This window comes from Actinomycetota bacterium (assembly GCA_040754375.1).
Taxonomy (GTDB): Bacteria; Actinomycetota; Acidimicrobiia; order Acidimicrobiales; family AC-14; genus JBFMCT01.
The window spans coordinates 1-15,182 of the sequence record JBFMCT010000001.1; the positions used below are offsets into that span (position 1 = coordinate 1).

The 15,182-nt window shown below is 72.5% G+C and carries 9 protein-coding genes; 3 read left to right on the plus strand and 6 right to left on the minus strand.

The annotated features are described in order from the left end of the window. On the plus strand, nucleotides 1–1,326 hold a 1,326-nt coding region (locus AB1673_00005), incomplete at its 5' end, for a septum formation family protein (protein MEW6152359.1). Between the two features lie 29 nt (nucleotides 1,327–1,355). Then, complete coding sequence (locus AB1673_00010) at nucleotides 1,356–1,841, plus strand: hypothetical protein (GenBank protein ID MEW6152360.1); 486 nt, start codon at nucleotides 1,356–1,358, stop codon at nucleotides 1,839–1,841. A gap of 44 nt (nucleotides 1,842–1,885) precedes the next feature. Here AB1673_00010 and gltB read toward each other — a convergent pair whose 3' ends face one another. Then, nucleotides 1,886–6,277: a glutamate synthase large subunit gene (gltB, locus tag AB1673_00015; GenBank protein ID MEW6152361.1), complete on the minus strand. Its 4,392-nt coding sequence runs from the start codon at nucleotides 6,275–6,277 to the stop codon at nucleotides 1,886–1,888. A gap of 239 nt (nucleotides 6,278–6,516) precedes the next feature. On the opposite strand from gltB, the gene AB1673_00020 reads away from it, so the two are divergent. Then, on the plus strand, nucleotides 6,517–8,478 hold the full coding sequence (locus AB1673_00020) for a DUF4214 domain-containing protein (GenBank protein ID MEW6152362.1): 1,962 nt from the start codon (nucleotides 6,517–6,519) through the stop codon (nucleotides 8,476–8,478). A 37-nt stretch (nucleotides 8,479–8,515) separates the two neighbouring features. Here AB1673_00020 and AB1673_00025 read toward each other — a convergent pair whose 3' ends face one another. From AB1673_00025 to AB1673_00045, 5 genes are all read right to left on the minus strand, one after another. Continuing rightward, nucleotides 8,516–8,926: a PIN domain-containing protein gene (locus AB1673_00025; GenBank protein MEW6152363.1), complete on the minus strand. Its 411-nt coding sequence runs from the start codon at nucleotides 8,924–8,926 to the stop codon at nucleotides 8,516–8,518. Nucleotides 8,927–8,973: 47 nt separating this feature from the next. Next, nucleotides 8,974–9,879, minus strand: a complete 906-nt coding sequence (locus AB1673_00030; GenBank protein ID MEW6152364.1) for a lysophospholipid acyltransferase family protein — start codon at nucleotides 9,877–9,879, stop codon at nucleotides 8,974–8,976. Next, nucleotides 9,876–11,492: a lactate racemase domain-containing protein gene (locus AB1673_00035; protein MEW6152365.1), complete on the minus strand. Its 1,617-nt coding sequence runs from the start codon at nucleotides 11,490–11,492 to the stop codon at nucleotides 9,876–9,878. Before AB1673_00035 ends, AB1673_00030 begins: the two co-directional genes overlap by 4 nt. A gap of 97 nt (nucleotides 11,493–11,589) precedes the next feature. Beyond that, entirely contained in the window at nucleotides 11,590–12,765 is a 1,176-nt protein-coding gene (locus tag AB1673_00040; GenBank protein MEW6152366.1) for a zinc-binding dehydrogenase, read from the minus strand. Next, nucleotides 12,765–15,122 carry an HAD-IB family phosphatase gene (locus tag AB1673_00045; GenBank protein ID MEW6152367.1) on the minus strand — a complete coding sequence of 786 codons (2,358 nt, stop codon included), beginning with the start codon at nucleotides 15,120–15,122 and terminating at the stop codon, nucleotides 12,765–12,767. Before AB1673_00045 ends, AB1673_00040 begins: the two co-directional genes overlap by 1 nt. Between the last annotated feature and the right edge of the window lie 60 nt (nucleotides 15,123–15,182).

The window sequence follows — 15,182 nt, forward strand, 5'->3', positions numbered from 1 at the left end:
GCCAAGGCCACCACCGCGGCCAAGGCCACGCGGGCGGCCCGGTCCCCGAAGGTGGCCCCGGCGGCCGTGCCGGCTCGTAAGCGGACGCCGCCCCCCGTGGGCCGGGAGGCTCCGACCACCAGCCGAGCCGGCCGCACCCCCCGTTCCGCGCCCCAGACCCCCGCGCCCCGCCGCCGGCGCACGGCCACCGCTCCCGTCGAGGCCCGGCCCGCCCCCGTGGTCGGGGTCGAGCTCGACGAGGACGAGCGCGGCGAGGAGATCGTCGGCTGGGCCGACGACACACCCGAGGTCGAGCTGCCCGGCACGTCCGGCTCCGAGGACGACGATCTCGAGGACGACGATTTCGAGGACGACGAGCTCGAGGACGACGAGCCCCCGGCCCCCAGCCCGCCTCCCCGGACCGGCGGCCTGCTCTCGCTGCGGGAGCGCCTCTCGGCCGCCGCCGCCCAGATCGAAGGCGGTGCGCCGCCGCCCATGGCCGCCCCGGCCCGGTCCCGCCCGGCCCCGGTCGTCGAGCCTGAGCCCGACGAGGTGGAGGAAGGGGCCGACGAAGCGGACGAGCACGACGAGGTGCCGCCCGCTCCCGCGGCCAAGCGGGGGGCCAAGCGCCCGGCGGCCAAGCGTGCCGCGGCCTCGCGCCCCGCCCCACTGTTGCCCCGCGTTCCTCCGCCCGACGACTCGGGGCCGGCGACGTCCGAGATGCCCGGTCTCGGCACCGACACCTCCCTGCCGCCCACGCCGCCGCGCTGGGAGCCGACGGCCCAGTCACCGCCCCCGGCCACCCCGCCGCCGGTGTTCCCGCCCGCCCAGCCGATGCCGCCGCCCAGCGCCCCGCGGCCCGCCCCCGGCCCCGACAGGGACAAGGGCGGCAAAGGCAAGACCATCGGGATCATCGTGGCCGTGGCCGTGGTGGTGGCCGGCGTAATCGTCCTGCTCCTGACCCTCCTGGGCCGCGACTCGGGGGGCGTGAAGTACTCCGAGCTGCAGCCCGGCAACTGCTTCCAGGAGCCGTCGGGTCGGTTCAACAACGTCAAGACCGTCGACTGCGCCGAGGCCCACCACCTCGAGGTGTACGCCGTGCTCGACCACCCGGCCGGGCCCAACGAGGAGTTCCCGGGCCAGGACGAGCTCGTCCGTTATGCCAACCCGCTGTGCCTGGCCCAGTTCCAGGGTTACACGGGCGTGCCCTTCGAGCAGCTCAACCTGGCCGACAAGTACATAACCCCGAGCGACGACGCCTGGAACGACGGCGCCCGCCGCCTGGTCTGTGTAGCCGGGCCCTCCAGCGGCGAACAGACCACCGGCTCCATCAGAGCAGGCGCATAAGGGCCGGCGGAGCGGGGTAGCTCTCAGCCGTGGCTGAGAACGATCCCTTGGGCACGTACCTGAACGACCACCTGTCGGGCGCCAACGGCGGCTGCGAGCTGGCTCGTCACATCTCGTCGGTGGCCGGCGGCGCCCTCGACGACCTCGTGGCCGACATCGAAGCCGACCGCGACACCCTGGCCGGCCTGGCCGAGTCCCTGGGCGTACGCCGCCAAGGCGTCAAGCAGGTGCTGGGGGCGTTCGCCGAGAAGCTCACCCAAGCGCGCCTGAGCCGCTCGGTCGTCGGTTCCGAGGGCCTGGCCGTCCTGTTGGAGATGGAGGCCCTCTCGATGGGCATCCGGGGCAAGCGGGACCTGTGGGAGGCGCTGGCCGAGGCGGCCTCGACCGAACCTCGCCTGGCCGGGTACGACTTCGGGGCGCTGGTGGCCCGGGCCGAGGACCAGCAGGCCCGCCTGGCGGCCCACCGCCTGGCGGCCGCGGGTGTGGCCTTGAGCGACCCCGCCCGCCCGGCCTGACCGAGCCCGGCCTGACCGGGCCCGGCCTGGCCGGGCCCGGGCGACTACGCGCTGGCGGCCACCCGGCCGGCGCGTTGGGCTTCCATACGGCGGATGCGGTCGACGGGGGCAACCAGCCACATGTCCTCGACGGTGGCGTCCCAGCTGTCGAGGAGCGCGGCCGCCCGGGGCGAACCGGTGAGCTCGTGGTGGCGCTCGACGGTCCAGCGCAGTTCCTCGACCAGGTCGGTGTCAGGGCGGGCGGCCTCGACCATGGCCGGGTTGAGGCGGGCCGTGAGGCGGGCGTCGGGGTCCCACACGAAGGCCTGGCCCCCGGTCATGCCCGCGCCGACGTTGTAGCCCACGGGCCCGAGCACGACGATGGTGCCGCCCGTCATGTACTCGCACACGTGGTCGCCCACGCCCTCGACGACGGCCAGGGCACCCGAGTTGCGGACCCCGAAGCGCTCGCCGGCCGCCCCTGCGATGTAGAGCTCGCCGCCCTGGGCCCCGTAGAGGCAGGTGTTGCCGGCCAGAACGGGGGTGCCGCCGGCGTCGTTGGCCGGTGGGCGGATTACCACCCGCCCGCCCGACATGGCCTTGCCCACGTAGTCGTTGGCCTCGCCCACCAGTTCGAGCTCGATGCCGTGGGACAGGAAGGCGGCGAAGCTCTGCCCGGCGGTGCCGTCGAAGCGCACCGAGGCCGTGCCCGGCGGGGGCGTGTTGCCGAACTCCAAGGACAGCGCGCCGGCCAGCGCCGCGCCCACCGTGCGGTCGGAGTTACGGATCGGGTACCGCAGCTCGACGTCGGCCCCGTCCCACACGTCGTAGTAGGCGTCGGCCAGCAGGCGGTCCCCGAGGGTCGAGCGGGGCCGCTGGAGGGGCACGTGGGCCACGAAGTGGCGCACGGCCTCGGGGTCGGCGGGCGGGGTGATCAGCGGGGTCAGGTCCATGCTGTTGGACCGGTCGTCGCCTTCCACCACCCGTTGGCGCAGGCATTCGACGCGCCCGATGGCCTCGTCGAGGGTGCGGAAGCCGAGGGCGGCCAGGCCCCGGCGCACCTCCTCGGCGATGAACAGCATGTAGGCGGCCACGCCCTCGGGCGTGCCCGTGAACTTGGCCCGCAGGTGGGGGCGCTGGGTGGCGATGCCGGTGGGGCACGTGTCCTTGTGGCAGGCCCGGGCCATGATGCAGCCCTCGGCGATCATGGCGGCTGTGCCGAACGAGTACTCGTCAGCGCCCAGCAGGGCGGCCAGCAGCACGTCGCGACCGGTCAGTAGGCCGCCGTCCATCCGCACCCGGACCCGCTCCCGCAGGCCGTTGTCGATCAGCGCCCGCTGGGTCTCGGCCACGCCCAGCTCCCAGGGCATGCCCGCGTGCTTGATCGACATGAGGGGCGACGCCCCGGTGCCGCCGTTTGCCCCCGAGATGTGCACGACCTCGGCCAGGGCCTTGGTGACGCCCGCGGCGATGGTGCCCACGTTGTCCTCGGCCACCAGCTTCACCGACACGTCGGCGTTGCCGTTCACCTGCTTGAGGTCGTATATGAGCTGGGCCAGGTCCTCGATCGAGTAGATGTCGTGGTGAGGGGGCGGCGAGATCAGCCCGATGCCGGCCTGGGTGTGGCGAAGGGTGGCGATCTCCTCGCTCACCTTGGCCCCGGGGATCTGGCCGCCCTCGCCCGGCTTCGAGCCCTGGGCCATCTTGATGTTGAGCTCGTCGGCGTGGGCGCAGTACTCGGCGTTGACGCCGAAGCGGCCCGAGGCGATCTGCTTGATGCGGCTGTTCTTGTCGCCCGTGGCCTGGCCCCGGGTGGCATAGCGGTAGCGGGCCTCGCCCCCCTCGCCGCAGTTGGACTTGCCGCCGATGAGGTTCATCCCCTCGGCCAGGGTCTCGTGGGCCTCCCGGCTGAGGGCGCCGTGGGACATGGCCCCGGTGGAGAACCGCCGGGTGATGGCGGCGGCCGGTTCGACCTCGTCGAGGGGGACAGGCTGGGCGGCCGGGACCATCTCCAGCAGGTCGTGCAGCTCGGTGGGGGGCCGGCCGTTGACCAGGGCCGCGAAGCGGTCGTAGGTCTCGTTGGACCCGTCCCGCAGGGCCGACTGGAGCAGGTGGGCGGCCGTGAACTCGTTCAGGGCCTTGACCACCGGGTCGTTGTGGGTGTGGTACTCGGCGCCCGCCTTCTTCAGGGCCCGGTAGTACCCCCCGTCGCCCATGCGCTGGTCGGCGTGGCGGGCCAGGACGTCCCCCCCCAGCTCGGCCCAGCCGATGCCGCCGACCACCGACGGGGTGCCGGCGAAGCACACCTCGACCACCTCGGGGCCGAGGCCCACGACCTCGAAGATCTGGGCACCCCGGTAGGAGTCGACGGTGGAGATGCCCATCTTCGACATGACCTTGAGCACGCCGTCCTCCATGGCCGACTGGAGGCGCTGCTGGGCCTCGGGCCCCGACAGCTCGCTGTCGGCGTTCTCGTCGGCCTCTCGGGCGACGGTCTCGAGGGCCAGGCCCGGGCAGATGGCGTCGGCACCGTAGCCGAGCAGGCAGGCGACGTAGTGCACGTCGCGCGCCTCGTCGGCCGACACGATCAGGCTCACGTCCGAGCGTAGGCCTTCGGCCACCAGCCGGTGGTGGACGGCCCCGGTGGCCAGCAGGACAGGCACAGGGGCGCGGTCGTCGTTCACAGCCGCGTCGTCGATGACCAACAAGGCGGCCCCCTCCCGGGCTCGGGCCACAGCCGCCTCGCACAGGCCCTCCACGGCCAACCGCAGGCCGCCCGGGCCATCGGCCACCGCGAAGGTGGCATCGAGGTGGGCGCACTCGAACCCACTGGCGCCGGTCAGCAGGTCGACGATCAGCGACGGGTAGACGAAGAACGACCCGAGCTCGAGCAACTGGGCGGCCTCGGGGCTCTCGGTGAGCACCGGGTGGCGAGGCCCGAGGAGCGTGCGCAGGCTCATGACCAGGCGCTCGCGCAGGTGGTCGATGGGCGGGTTGGTGACCTGGGCGAAGCGCTGGCGCAGGTAGTGGTGGATGGTGCGGGGCCGGCCCGCCAGGTGGGGGAGGGGCGAGTCGTCGCCCATCGAGTAGGTGGGCTCCTTGGCGTCGTTGGCCATGGCCCGCAGGACCATGGCCAGCTCCTCGCGGGCGTAGCCGAACATGGCCTGGCGGCGCTCGATGTCGTCGCCGTCGGCCGTCTGCAGGATGGGCCGGCCCCGGGAGATCTCTCGCACGCCGTCGGCTGCCCAGCGGGCGTAGGGACCGGCGGCCGCCAGACGCTGCTTGCAGTGGTCGTCGTCGAGGAAACCCCGGCTGGGGTCGACGAACAGCATCTGCCCGGGACCGAGACGGCCTCGCTTGACCTGGCCGTGGCCCGACACGTCGATGGCGCCCGACTCCGAGCAAACGGCCACGAACCCGTCGTCGCACACCGACCAGCGCAGGGGGCGCAGGCCGTTGCGGTCGAGCGAAGCCCCCACGCCCAGCCCGTCGGTGAACACGAGCCCGGCGGGCCCGTCCCACGGCTCCATGAGCGAGGCGTGGTAGCGGTAGAAGCCTCGCACCTCGGGGTCGAGGTCGCGCTCGCCCTCCCAGGCCTCGGGCACGGCCATGGCCACGGCGTGGCGTACGTCCCGCCCGGCCCTGGTCAGCAGTTCGACGACCGAGTCGAGGTTGCCCGAGTCGGAGTCCTCGGGGTCGACGACCGGGTGGAAGAGGGCCTCGTCGCCCAGGCCAACCTCCACCGTGCCCAGCCGGGCGCGGGCCCGCATGCGGTTGACGTTGCCCGCCAGGGCGTTGATCTCGCCGTTGTGGCACAGCATGCGGAAGGGCTGGGCCCGCTCCCACGTGGGCAGGGTGTTGGTCGAGAACCGCTGGTGAAAGATGGCGAACGGGGCCTCGAACCGCTCGTCGGCCAGGTCGAGGAAGTAGTCGGCCAAGGCGTCGGCCACGACCAGGCCCTTGTAGACCACCAGCCGGAACGAGCAGGAGGCCACGTAGGTGCCGGGAGCGGTGGTCGCGATGCGCCGGCGCAGGCGGAAGGCGGCCCGCTCAGCGGCCGCCCCCTTGGGGTCCTCACCCTCTTGGGCCGAGAACACGGCCTGGAGGAACCGGGGACGGCTGCCGCGGGCCATGTCACCGAGCACGTCCTCGTCGGTCGGGGGCGTGCGCCACTCGGCCACCGCCATGCCCTCGGCTTGGGCCGCGGCCTCGACGGCCGCCCGGGGGTCGTCACCGCGGACCATGAGCATGGCCAGGCCCGCCCCCTGGCCGAAGAGAGCGGGGGGGATGGGCACGAGCAGGCCGGAACCGTCCGAGGAGCGGGCGTCGGCCGCCAGGGCCCCCCGGTGGCGCACGCAGGCCAGGCCGCCGAGGGCGGCGGTGACGATACTTCTGGACGACCGGCCGTGGGCGTCGGCGACGAAGCCGATCCCACAGGCGTCTAGCTCGCGAGCCATGGGCGGGCCTACCTCGTTCGGGTCAGGGCGCGGGGAACGCAGGGCGGGGACGGTGGGGCACCGGCGGGCTTCTTCGTCGAAGAGGCGACGCTGCCTACTCCGGTGACCGCCCCAGGATACCCGGGCCGGGAGCTGGGCCGGGCGGGGTAAAGGTCTGGGGCCCGGCGGCCGACAAGGGGAAGGTGCCACCAGACCACGCCCGTCGCCGACCCAGGTGCACCGCCCTTGCATCTGTCCTGGTGATAGTCGCGGTCCTCGGCACGGGGGTGGGGTCGGCCGCCCAGTCGCCATCACAGGCGGCCGGCCCCGTACCCGATTTCGTGGCGCCCGGGCCGTTCCTCGACGGGCCGGCCAACGAGCGGGCGCGCGGCCTGGTGTTCGACGGCCTGCGCCCCAGCCTGCCCGACGAGGCCTGCAAGGGAGCCTTCGAGTTGCGCCTGGCCTCGGGGGAGACCTCGTGCACGCACGGCCCTGACCCCGCGCCGGTGGACATCGACGTGCGCGAGCCGGCGCCCGTACCTTCGGTGAGCGCCGAGACCGCCGCCCTGTCCACCATGGCCTGCCAGGGCGACGGCGTGACGGGCAAGCGCGTTCAGCTCGTCTACGCCCGGCCCTCCAACAACAGCGACCGCTACTCCAGCTTCGTGGCCAACATCCGGCTGTGGGCCGCCCAGATGGACGACATGGTCAACCTCAGCGCGGCCCAGACCGGGGGAGTGCGGCACATCCGCTTCGTCCACGACTCCTCGTGTGTGCCCACTGTGCTCAATGTGACCCTGTCGTCAGCCGGGGACGACACCTTCACCAATACCATCAACGAGCTTCGGGCCCTGGGCCACAACCGCAGCGACCGCAAGTACATGGTGTGGATGGACTCCAACGTCTACTGCGGGATAGCCCAGGTCTACAACGACGACCGCCCCGGCCAGGACAACCCCAACAACGGCATCTCCCAGGTGCCCGGCATGGTGGCCCGGGTCGACCGGGCGTGCTGGGGCTCGGCCAACTCGGTCGAGTTGCACGAGCTCGTCCACACGCTGGGCTCGGTCCAGCCAACCGCCCCCAACGCCACCGCCAACGGCCACTGCACCGACGAGTACGACCGGCTCTGCTACACCGACGCCGTGGGCGTGCAGATGCGCTACCTGTGCCCCAGCTCCAACGAGGTCCGCCTCGACTGCAACAACGACGACTATTTCTCCACCGCCCCGGTACCGGGCACCTGGCTGGCCACCCACTGGAACACGGCTAACAGCGCGTTCCTGACCAGCTCGTCGGGCCAGGTCCCGTCTCCCACGACGACCACCACCACGACCGTGCCGCCGACCACCACCACGACCGTCCCGCCGACGACCACGACCGTCCCGCCGACCACCACCACGACCGTCCCGCCGACGACCACGACCGTCCCGCCGACGACCACCACGACCGTCCCGCCGACGACCACCACGACCGTCCCGTCGCCGACCACCACGACCGTCCCGCCGACCACCACGACCGTCCCGCCGACGACCACGACCGTCCCGCCGACGACCACGACCGTCCCGCCGACGACCACAACCACAACGACCGTCCCGCCCGGGCAGTCGCAGTCGGCCCGGTTCGTGGACTCGTCCTATGCCCACATCCTCGGGCGGCCCCCTGCGGCCATCGAGAAGACGGCTTGGCTCAACGCCTTCACTCTCGGAATCACGCGGGCCCAGATGGTCAACGCCCTGTTCGCCAGCACCGAGTACCGGCGGACGGCCGTCGACGTGTACTACCGCGCCTACCTAGGCCGGCCGGCGTCCGGCGCAGAGATCGACCATCTGGTGGGCCTGGTCGGCGCCGGGTGGCTGTGGGAGTGGGTGCAGATGGCGATCATCGGCTCCGACGAGTTCTACGCCCGGCGAGGCGGCACGCCAGCCGCCTTCGTCGACGCCTTGTGCTTGTTCACCATCGGGACCGTCGACGCCAATGCCCGTGCCTTCTGGGTCGACCAGATGAACAAGGGCATGAGCCGCTACACGGTCGCCTTGGCCTTCACGACCTCGCCCGTGGCCCGCCAGAACGTCGTCAAGGTCGGGTTCTCGTGGTACCTCGGGCGGCCGGCATCAGCCAACGAAGTGCTCGTGTGGTCCAACCAGATCACAAATGGCATGCGCCAGGAGGCCTTCTTCGCCGCCCTGGTCGCGTCCCCCGAGTACCTCCTGAAGGTCTGACCGCAACAGCCGGCTCGATAGTCCTCGGGACGCGCCGTCAGTCGACGGTTCCCGGCGGGACAACCCATTGGGTGGCTTGAGCGGTCACAGCCGAGATGTGGTCGAAGTCGGCGTCGTAGTGGAGCACGGTTCGCGCCGTCGTCTCCCCGACGGCGGCGATGAGCAGATCACGCACCTTCCGACCCTTGAGGCCGCGGTCGGCTAGCAGCCGCTGGACCTTGCGAGCGCGAGCGAAGTGGGTGGGCTCGATGTCGACGAGTGGGAAGGCTGCCACCGCGGCCATGAGCCGGTCCCAGTCCGAAGCTGTGCTCGCCGAGAACCCGATCTCGAGGTCGGTCATGGGGGAGCGGGCCAGCCCGGCGGCGTCGAGGGCTTCGATGCGCGAGCGCACGGCCGGGTGGCGGAGCCGGGTGAGAACGCTCGTGTCCAACAAGTACGTCACCGCCATGAGGCCGATAGACTCAGCTGGCGCGAAGCCCCTCGGGGGACGCCGGCTTAGGGCCAGGACTTGGCGGTGGAGGAGAGGGGGCGGCGCTTCTCCTTGAGGGCCCAGGAGCGGCGCCAGGCTCCCGCACCGGGGCCGGTGATCGCAGGGGTGGCGCCCTCGGCGGCCCGGCGCCGGGCCGTCCACCAGTCCGACGCGGCCTCGTCGGCCAGCACGGCTACCGCGTCCTGAACACGGGCCCCGAGGCGGCGGGTGTCCTCGCCCGGCTCGGGGCGGATGGCGGCCCCGAAGGTCACGGTGACGGCCTCGTCCCGCTTGACCGGCAGGGGGATGTTCTGGCCCTTCTTCCACACCCGGCGGGTGCCCTCGACGTGCACGGGCACGATGGGTGCCCCGCTGCGCAACGAAAGGTAGGCGGCCCCGGCCCGGAACTCGCGGGCCCAGCCGTCGGGCGTACGTCCCCCCTCGGGGAAGATGACGACGCTCCAGCCGTCCTCGATGAGCGCGACCGACAGGTCGCCCGATCGCCGGTTGACCCGGAAGCGCTCCACCGGGATGGCCCCGATCGACAGGGCGGAGATGGTGCCCATGGGCCGGCTGCGGAAGAAGTAGTCGGCCCCGGCGGCCACCAGCGTTCGGTGGCGGAACCGGGGCGGGAGCGTGGAGAGCAGAAGGGGCGTGTCGAAGTGGCTCTGGTGGTTGGCCGCGAAGATCACAGGGGCGTCGAGGTGCTCGATGCGGTCGAGGCCGGCCACCGTGGGCGAGCCCAGCAGGTGGACGATGGGCCGGATCACGTCGTCGACGATCACGGCCCGGGCCAGGCGGGCCGGGTAGCGCCGCGCCCACGACGTGTCGTAGTCGAGCCCGGTACGGCTCTCCACCGGCGGCCGGGGCACGGTCGTGGGCCACGTGGGCGAGCCGAGCGGGAACGGGGCGCGCAGGCGCAGGCCCTTCACGGGCCGGTCACGTCGGCGATCATCAGGGGTGGGGCGTGCAGGTGGGTGATGCGGGGGTCGCGGCCCACGATGTCCTCGGCCATCTCCAGGGCGTCGCGCAGGGTCGACGCCGGCTTGAAGCCGAGCCGGCGCACGGCCTTGGGGTCACCGCCCATGATGATGACCCCGCCGGGGGCGAGGTGCTGGAGGGCGTGGGCGCCCCAGTACCACATGTAGAACGGGTGGACGCCGTGGTAGGCGTAGCTGGTGCGGTAGAGGTGGATGTACCACGGGTCGGTGGCGAAGTCCTCCTCGAACTTCTTCTCGATCTCCTTGGGGTCGGTCGTCTCGCTCAGGACCTGCTCGAAGAAGTCGATGTAGCTCGGGTGGTGGACGGGGTGGAACTCCCAGGGCGTGGGGTGGCTCATGATGACCACCCCGCCCGGGCGCACCAGGGGCTGGCCCCGGTAGAGGTTGAAGAAGTAACCCAGGCCCAGGCACATGACCAGGATGGGGTTCATCACCGAGTTGACGTTGTATGGGCAGATGTAGGGCAGGCCCATGGTGAGCACGTCCGCCTGGCCGTCGACGGCGACCATCTGCTGGCGGTAGACGGCCTCGGTGGTGATGGCGTGCACGGCCTCGACCTCGCCGGCGGTCACCCCGGTCATCTTGTGGGGCGCGCGGATGGCCTGGAAGATGGGGCGGGAGATCGAGCGGGGGGTGCGGTCGAGCGACTTCTTGACGGCCAAGTAAGACGCCCGGTCACGCGCCGTCCACTCCCACTCCCGGCGCTGCAGGAACCGGAAGGCAGCCGGGAACGTGTCGGTGTTGAGCGTCGTCTCGATCTGGAAGACCTTGATCCCCGAGCTGCGTATGAGCCGTCCCATACGCCAGTTGGACGAGTGCAAGGCCGACTTCGTCTGGTCCATCACCGACCGGCTGTGCTGGAGGGTGTGGACGTTGTGGTGGTGGCGCAGGCTCCGGTAGGTGGTCAGGCCCGTGCCCAGGCTCTTGTGCCCGCCGTCCATGGACACGAGGTTGATGTTCACGTAGACGAGCAGGTCGCTGGTGGCCGCCCGCTTGTTCATCTCCACCAGCTCGCCCTCGGCCGTGTGGCCGACCACGACCAGGTTGTCGGGGTCCTCGGCGTCGTGCTGGGTCAGCAGGCCGTGGGGGGCGAAGGCGTCGTAGACCCGGTCGCCCACGGCGTGGCGCAGTTCGGCCTCGGTCATGCGCCGGTGAAGGCCGAGGGCGGCGATCAGCACCACGTCGTCCACGCCAGCCGCGGCCGCCATCTCCAGGACCGCCTCGATGACCCGCTGGCGGTTGTCGGGCCGGGCCATGGGGGGCAGGGGCAGCGAGAGGTCGTCGAAGGCGATCGTCAGGCGCATGCCCGGCCGCAGCAGGGCGGGCAGGGGTTCGGAGTCGCCCACCGGGTTGAGCAGGGCGTGGCGGACGGCGGCGTCGGGGTCCTCCAGGGCGGGCAGGGCCTCGTTGGGGTAGACGACCCGGCTGCCCACCGGCAGCTTCTCGAGGTGGAAGCCCTCGCCCGCGTGGAACAGGATGGGCGGCGTCGACCGGTCGACCTCGAGGACGAACCCGGGCCGCGTGTGCTCGCGGTGCGTGCTCACCGTGGGCCCCCGGCGGCGGGCAGGGCGCGAAACCCGCGCGGGAATAGTGGGCGAAATGCCCACGAATCCCGCGCAGGTTTCGCGAGGGGGGGTCGGGTCACCGGCGTTTTTCTCCTCGCAGGTCGAAGACCACCTTGACGGCCCCTCGGCGGCCGGCGTTGGCGGCGTGGTCGATGGCCTCACGGTAGCGGTCGAGCGGGTAGGTGGCCGAGACGAGGCGGTCGAGGCCAGCCTCGGCCACGAGCTCGAAGGCCAGGTCGAAGGTGCGGCGCGGGGGATCGGCGGCCGCCTCGAACCCGTAGGCGTAGGACCCACGCAGCGTGACCTGGCGCTGCCAGAGCGCGGTCATGTCGACGCTGACGACCGACGGCATGCCCAGGAGGGCCACGACGCCCCCGGGGCGGACGACGGCCAGGTCCTCGGCCACCGACGAGGCGCTGCCCACGCAGTCGACGACCACGTCGGCCCCGCCCGCCAGGCGGTCGCCCAGCTTGAGCGAGCCCGTGGCCCGGCGTACGGCCCGCCTGGTCTCCTCGGGGCGCACGACCACGTCGGCTCCCAGGTCGGCGGCCAGCGCCCGTTGCTCGGGGTACTTGGCCACTGCGATGACCGTGGCCGGGCCCGTGTAGCGGCGCAGGGCGGCGACGGCGCACAGGCCCAGGGTCCCGGCCCCCAGCACCAGCACCGTGGCTCCGGTCAGAGGGCCCGCTCCGAGCACGCCGTGGATGGCGCACGCCGCCGGCTCGACCATCACGGCGGCTTCGTCGCTCATGGCCTCGGGCACGGGGTGGACCTGGCTGTCGTGGGCCACCAGCGAGGTCGACCACCCCCCGCCCGTCCCCGAGCAGTAGCCGGTCTGCATGCCCGCGCCCAGGTCGCCGAAGGCCAGCCGCTCGCAGCAGTCGGCCCGGCCCTGCCCGCACGCCCCGCACGGGGGGTCGACCCCCCGCACCGCGCAGCCCAGGACGGGCTCGATCACCACCCTCTCGCCCCCGGCCAGCTCGCCCACGACCTCGTGCCCGGGAACGAACGGGAACGAGACCAGGGGTTCGAAGTAACGGGACGACTTGCCGTCGATGGTGGACAGGTCGGACCCGCAGATGCCGGCCAGGCGGGGGCGGACCCGCTGCCAGCCCGGCCCGGGCAGCTCGGGCTCGTCGATCTCGGCCAGCTTGAGCGGGCCCACCCGCGCCCCCAGGCCGGGGGACAGGGAACCGGCCACGCGGGCGGCCGCGTAGCGGGGGAGCGAGTGCCCGAAGCGTAGGGCGCGCATCAGGGGCGGGCCCGGCTGCCCGAGACCGCCGCCGGGCGGCCGGCCCCCCCGGCGCGCCGGGGGGCCAGGGGCAGGGGCGGGCGGGGCGCCCCGGGGGCCTTCGTCCACTGCTCGATGTGCCAGCCCCGCTTGCGGGCGATGGCGGCCAGCTTGGGCTCGGCGTTGACCGCCACCGGGAAGCCCACCGCCTCCAGCATGGGCAGGTCGCTGGCCGAGTCGGCGTATACGACCGACTCGGACATCTGCAGGCCGTGGTCGGCGGCCCACGACTCGATGACCAGGGCCCGGGCCTCGCCCGTGGGCGGGGCGTCGATCAGTTCCCCCGTGAACCGCCCGTCCTTGACGCCCAGGTGGGCGCATATGACGTCGTCGAACAGGGGCCTCAGTGGCTCGATCACGAAGTCGAGGGCACCGGTGATGAGCAGCGTGCGGGTGCCGGCCCGGCGGTGCTCGCGGACCCGGCGGATGCCGGCCGGGAACGACTTGGTGAGCAGCAGGTAGCTGAACAGCTCCCAGGCGTCGGCCCTGACCCGCTCGACGGGAGCGTCCTCGTAGCGCCGGTAGAAGTGGCGCAGGAAGTCGCCCCTGTCCTTGCGGTCGAGCGACCACATGGAAGGGGCGGCCCTGAGCATGCGGGTCACGAACCGCACCCGCTCCTCGTCGTCCATGCGCCGGCTGGCCAGCCAGGAGTAGGACTCGACCACGTTGGAGGCGATCAGCGTGTTCTCGAGGTCGAAGGCCGCGAAGTGGCGTTCGCCGGAGAGGACCGACTTGCGGGCCCTGTCCTCCCGAGACGGCCCTTCCCGGCGCCCTCCGGTCGTGCGGGCCCGGGCCTGGCGCACCACCGTGGGCATGTGGACGGTGAGGATGTACTCGGTCCAGTCCATGACCTCGGTGTCGAACCCGAAGGCCTCCTGGTCCTCGGGCCCGAGCGACTCCCACAGCGCACGGAGCCGGGCGTCGTCGAAGATGGCCTCGGTCTCCGCGTAGGCCCCGTAGAGCTTCACGTAGTCGAGGGCGCGCTGGGCCTGGATGCGCTTCTCCTCGACCTTGCCGCTGATCTCGGCCTTCTCGCCCCGGATGGGCAGGGCGCCCACGGCCTTCTCGGCCCCCTTGAGCAGGGTGATGCCCCGCACGAGCTGGCGCTGCACCCGGCCCCGGCCCCCGAACGACCACGGGGCTACCACGATGGGCTGGCCCTCGTTGTCGTAGATGGGGTGCTCGCCGTAGTACTCCCGCACGGTGTCGACCAGGTGGTCGTAGCGCAGGGGGTTCCGGGCGCCCGTCGAGGCGTGGAAGACGGCCGGTCGAGCCGGCGGGCCCTGGGCGGCCACAGCCAGGATGGAGGCCACGACCAGGTCGACGGGTATCACGTCGACGACGCTCTCGGGGATGCCCGGGAACTCCTTGAGCAGGCCCCGGCCGTAGGAGATGATGATGGGCTCGGCCATGCGAAAGCCCCGGATCCACCCAGGATGGGGCTCGGCCAGGGCCGACTCGATGATCGAGGGCCGCAGGATGGTCAGGGGGACGTCGCCGCACACCTCGAGGGCGGCCCTTTCGGCCAGCGCCTTGGTGTAGGCGTAGGCGTCGGGCCAGCCCAGGGCCTTGGCCCGTGCCCGGCCGGCCTCGACCAGGAAGTCCGACACCCACTGCTCGCGCAGCCGCTCGCCCTTGGCCGCCAGCAGGGGCGGGCCGGCTGCCCCCAGTTCGTGGCGGGCCTCCTTGGCGAACCGTTCGAGCAGCTCGGGACGCCGGCTCTCGGCCTCGGCGTCCCCCCGGGCCCGGCGGATGGCCTCGACCTCGGCCTGCCAGGACACCTCGGTCGAGAACGGGGTCTCGGTCAGCGGGGCCTCGGGCGCCCGGCCCCGGCGGTTGCCGGCCACGTAGGCGGTGGACACGGAGATGAAATGGGGCGTGGCCCCGGCCGCCCGGACCAGGTCGATGACCCGCTTGGGGCCCAGCAGGTTGGTCTCCATGGCCTTGTCGATGGGGGCGTCGAAGCTCACCAGGGCGGCCGAGTGGATGATCGTCTGGCAGCCGGCGATCAGCGCCGCGCCCTCGGCGTCGACGGCCAGCCCGTCGACGGACACGTCGCCCCCGACCACGTGAACGCGGCTCTCGACCTCGGCGTCGAAGCGGTCGCCCCACTCCCGCTTGAGCCGTTTGAAGGCGTCGTTGCCGAAGATCTCCCGCCGGGCCCGCTCCGCGGGGGTGGACCGGCGCCCCGGCCTGACCAGCAGCACCAGCTCGCACCCGGGCACGGCCCGCAGCATCCGCTCGACGAGCGCGGTGCCCAGAAAGCCCGTCGAACCCGTGACGGCTATGCGCTGGGCCCCGAGGGCCTCTCTGATCATTCCCGCATCTCTAGCAGGACCGGACTGGGCCCATGGGCGTTACATCGACGGTGGTCGTTG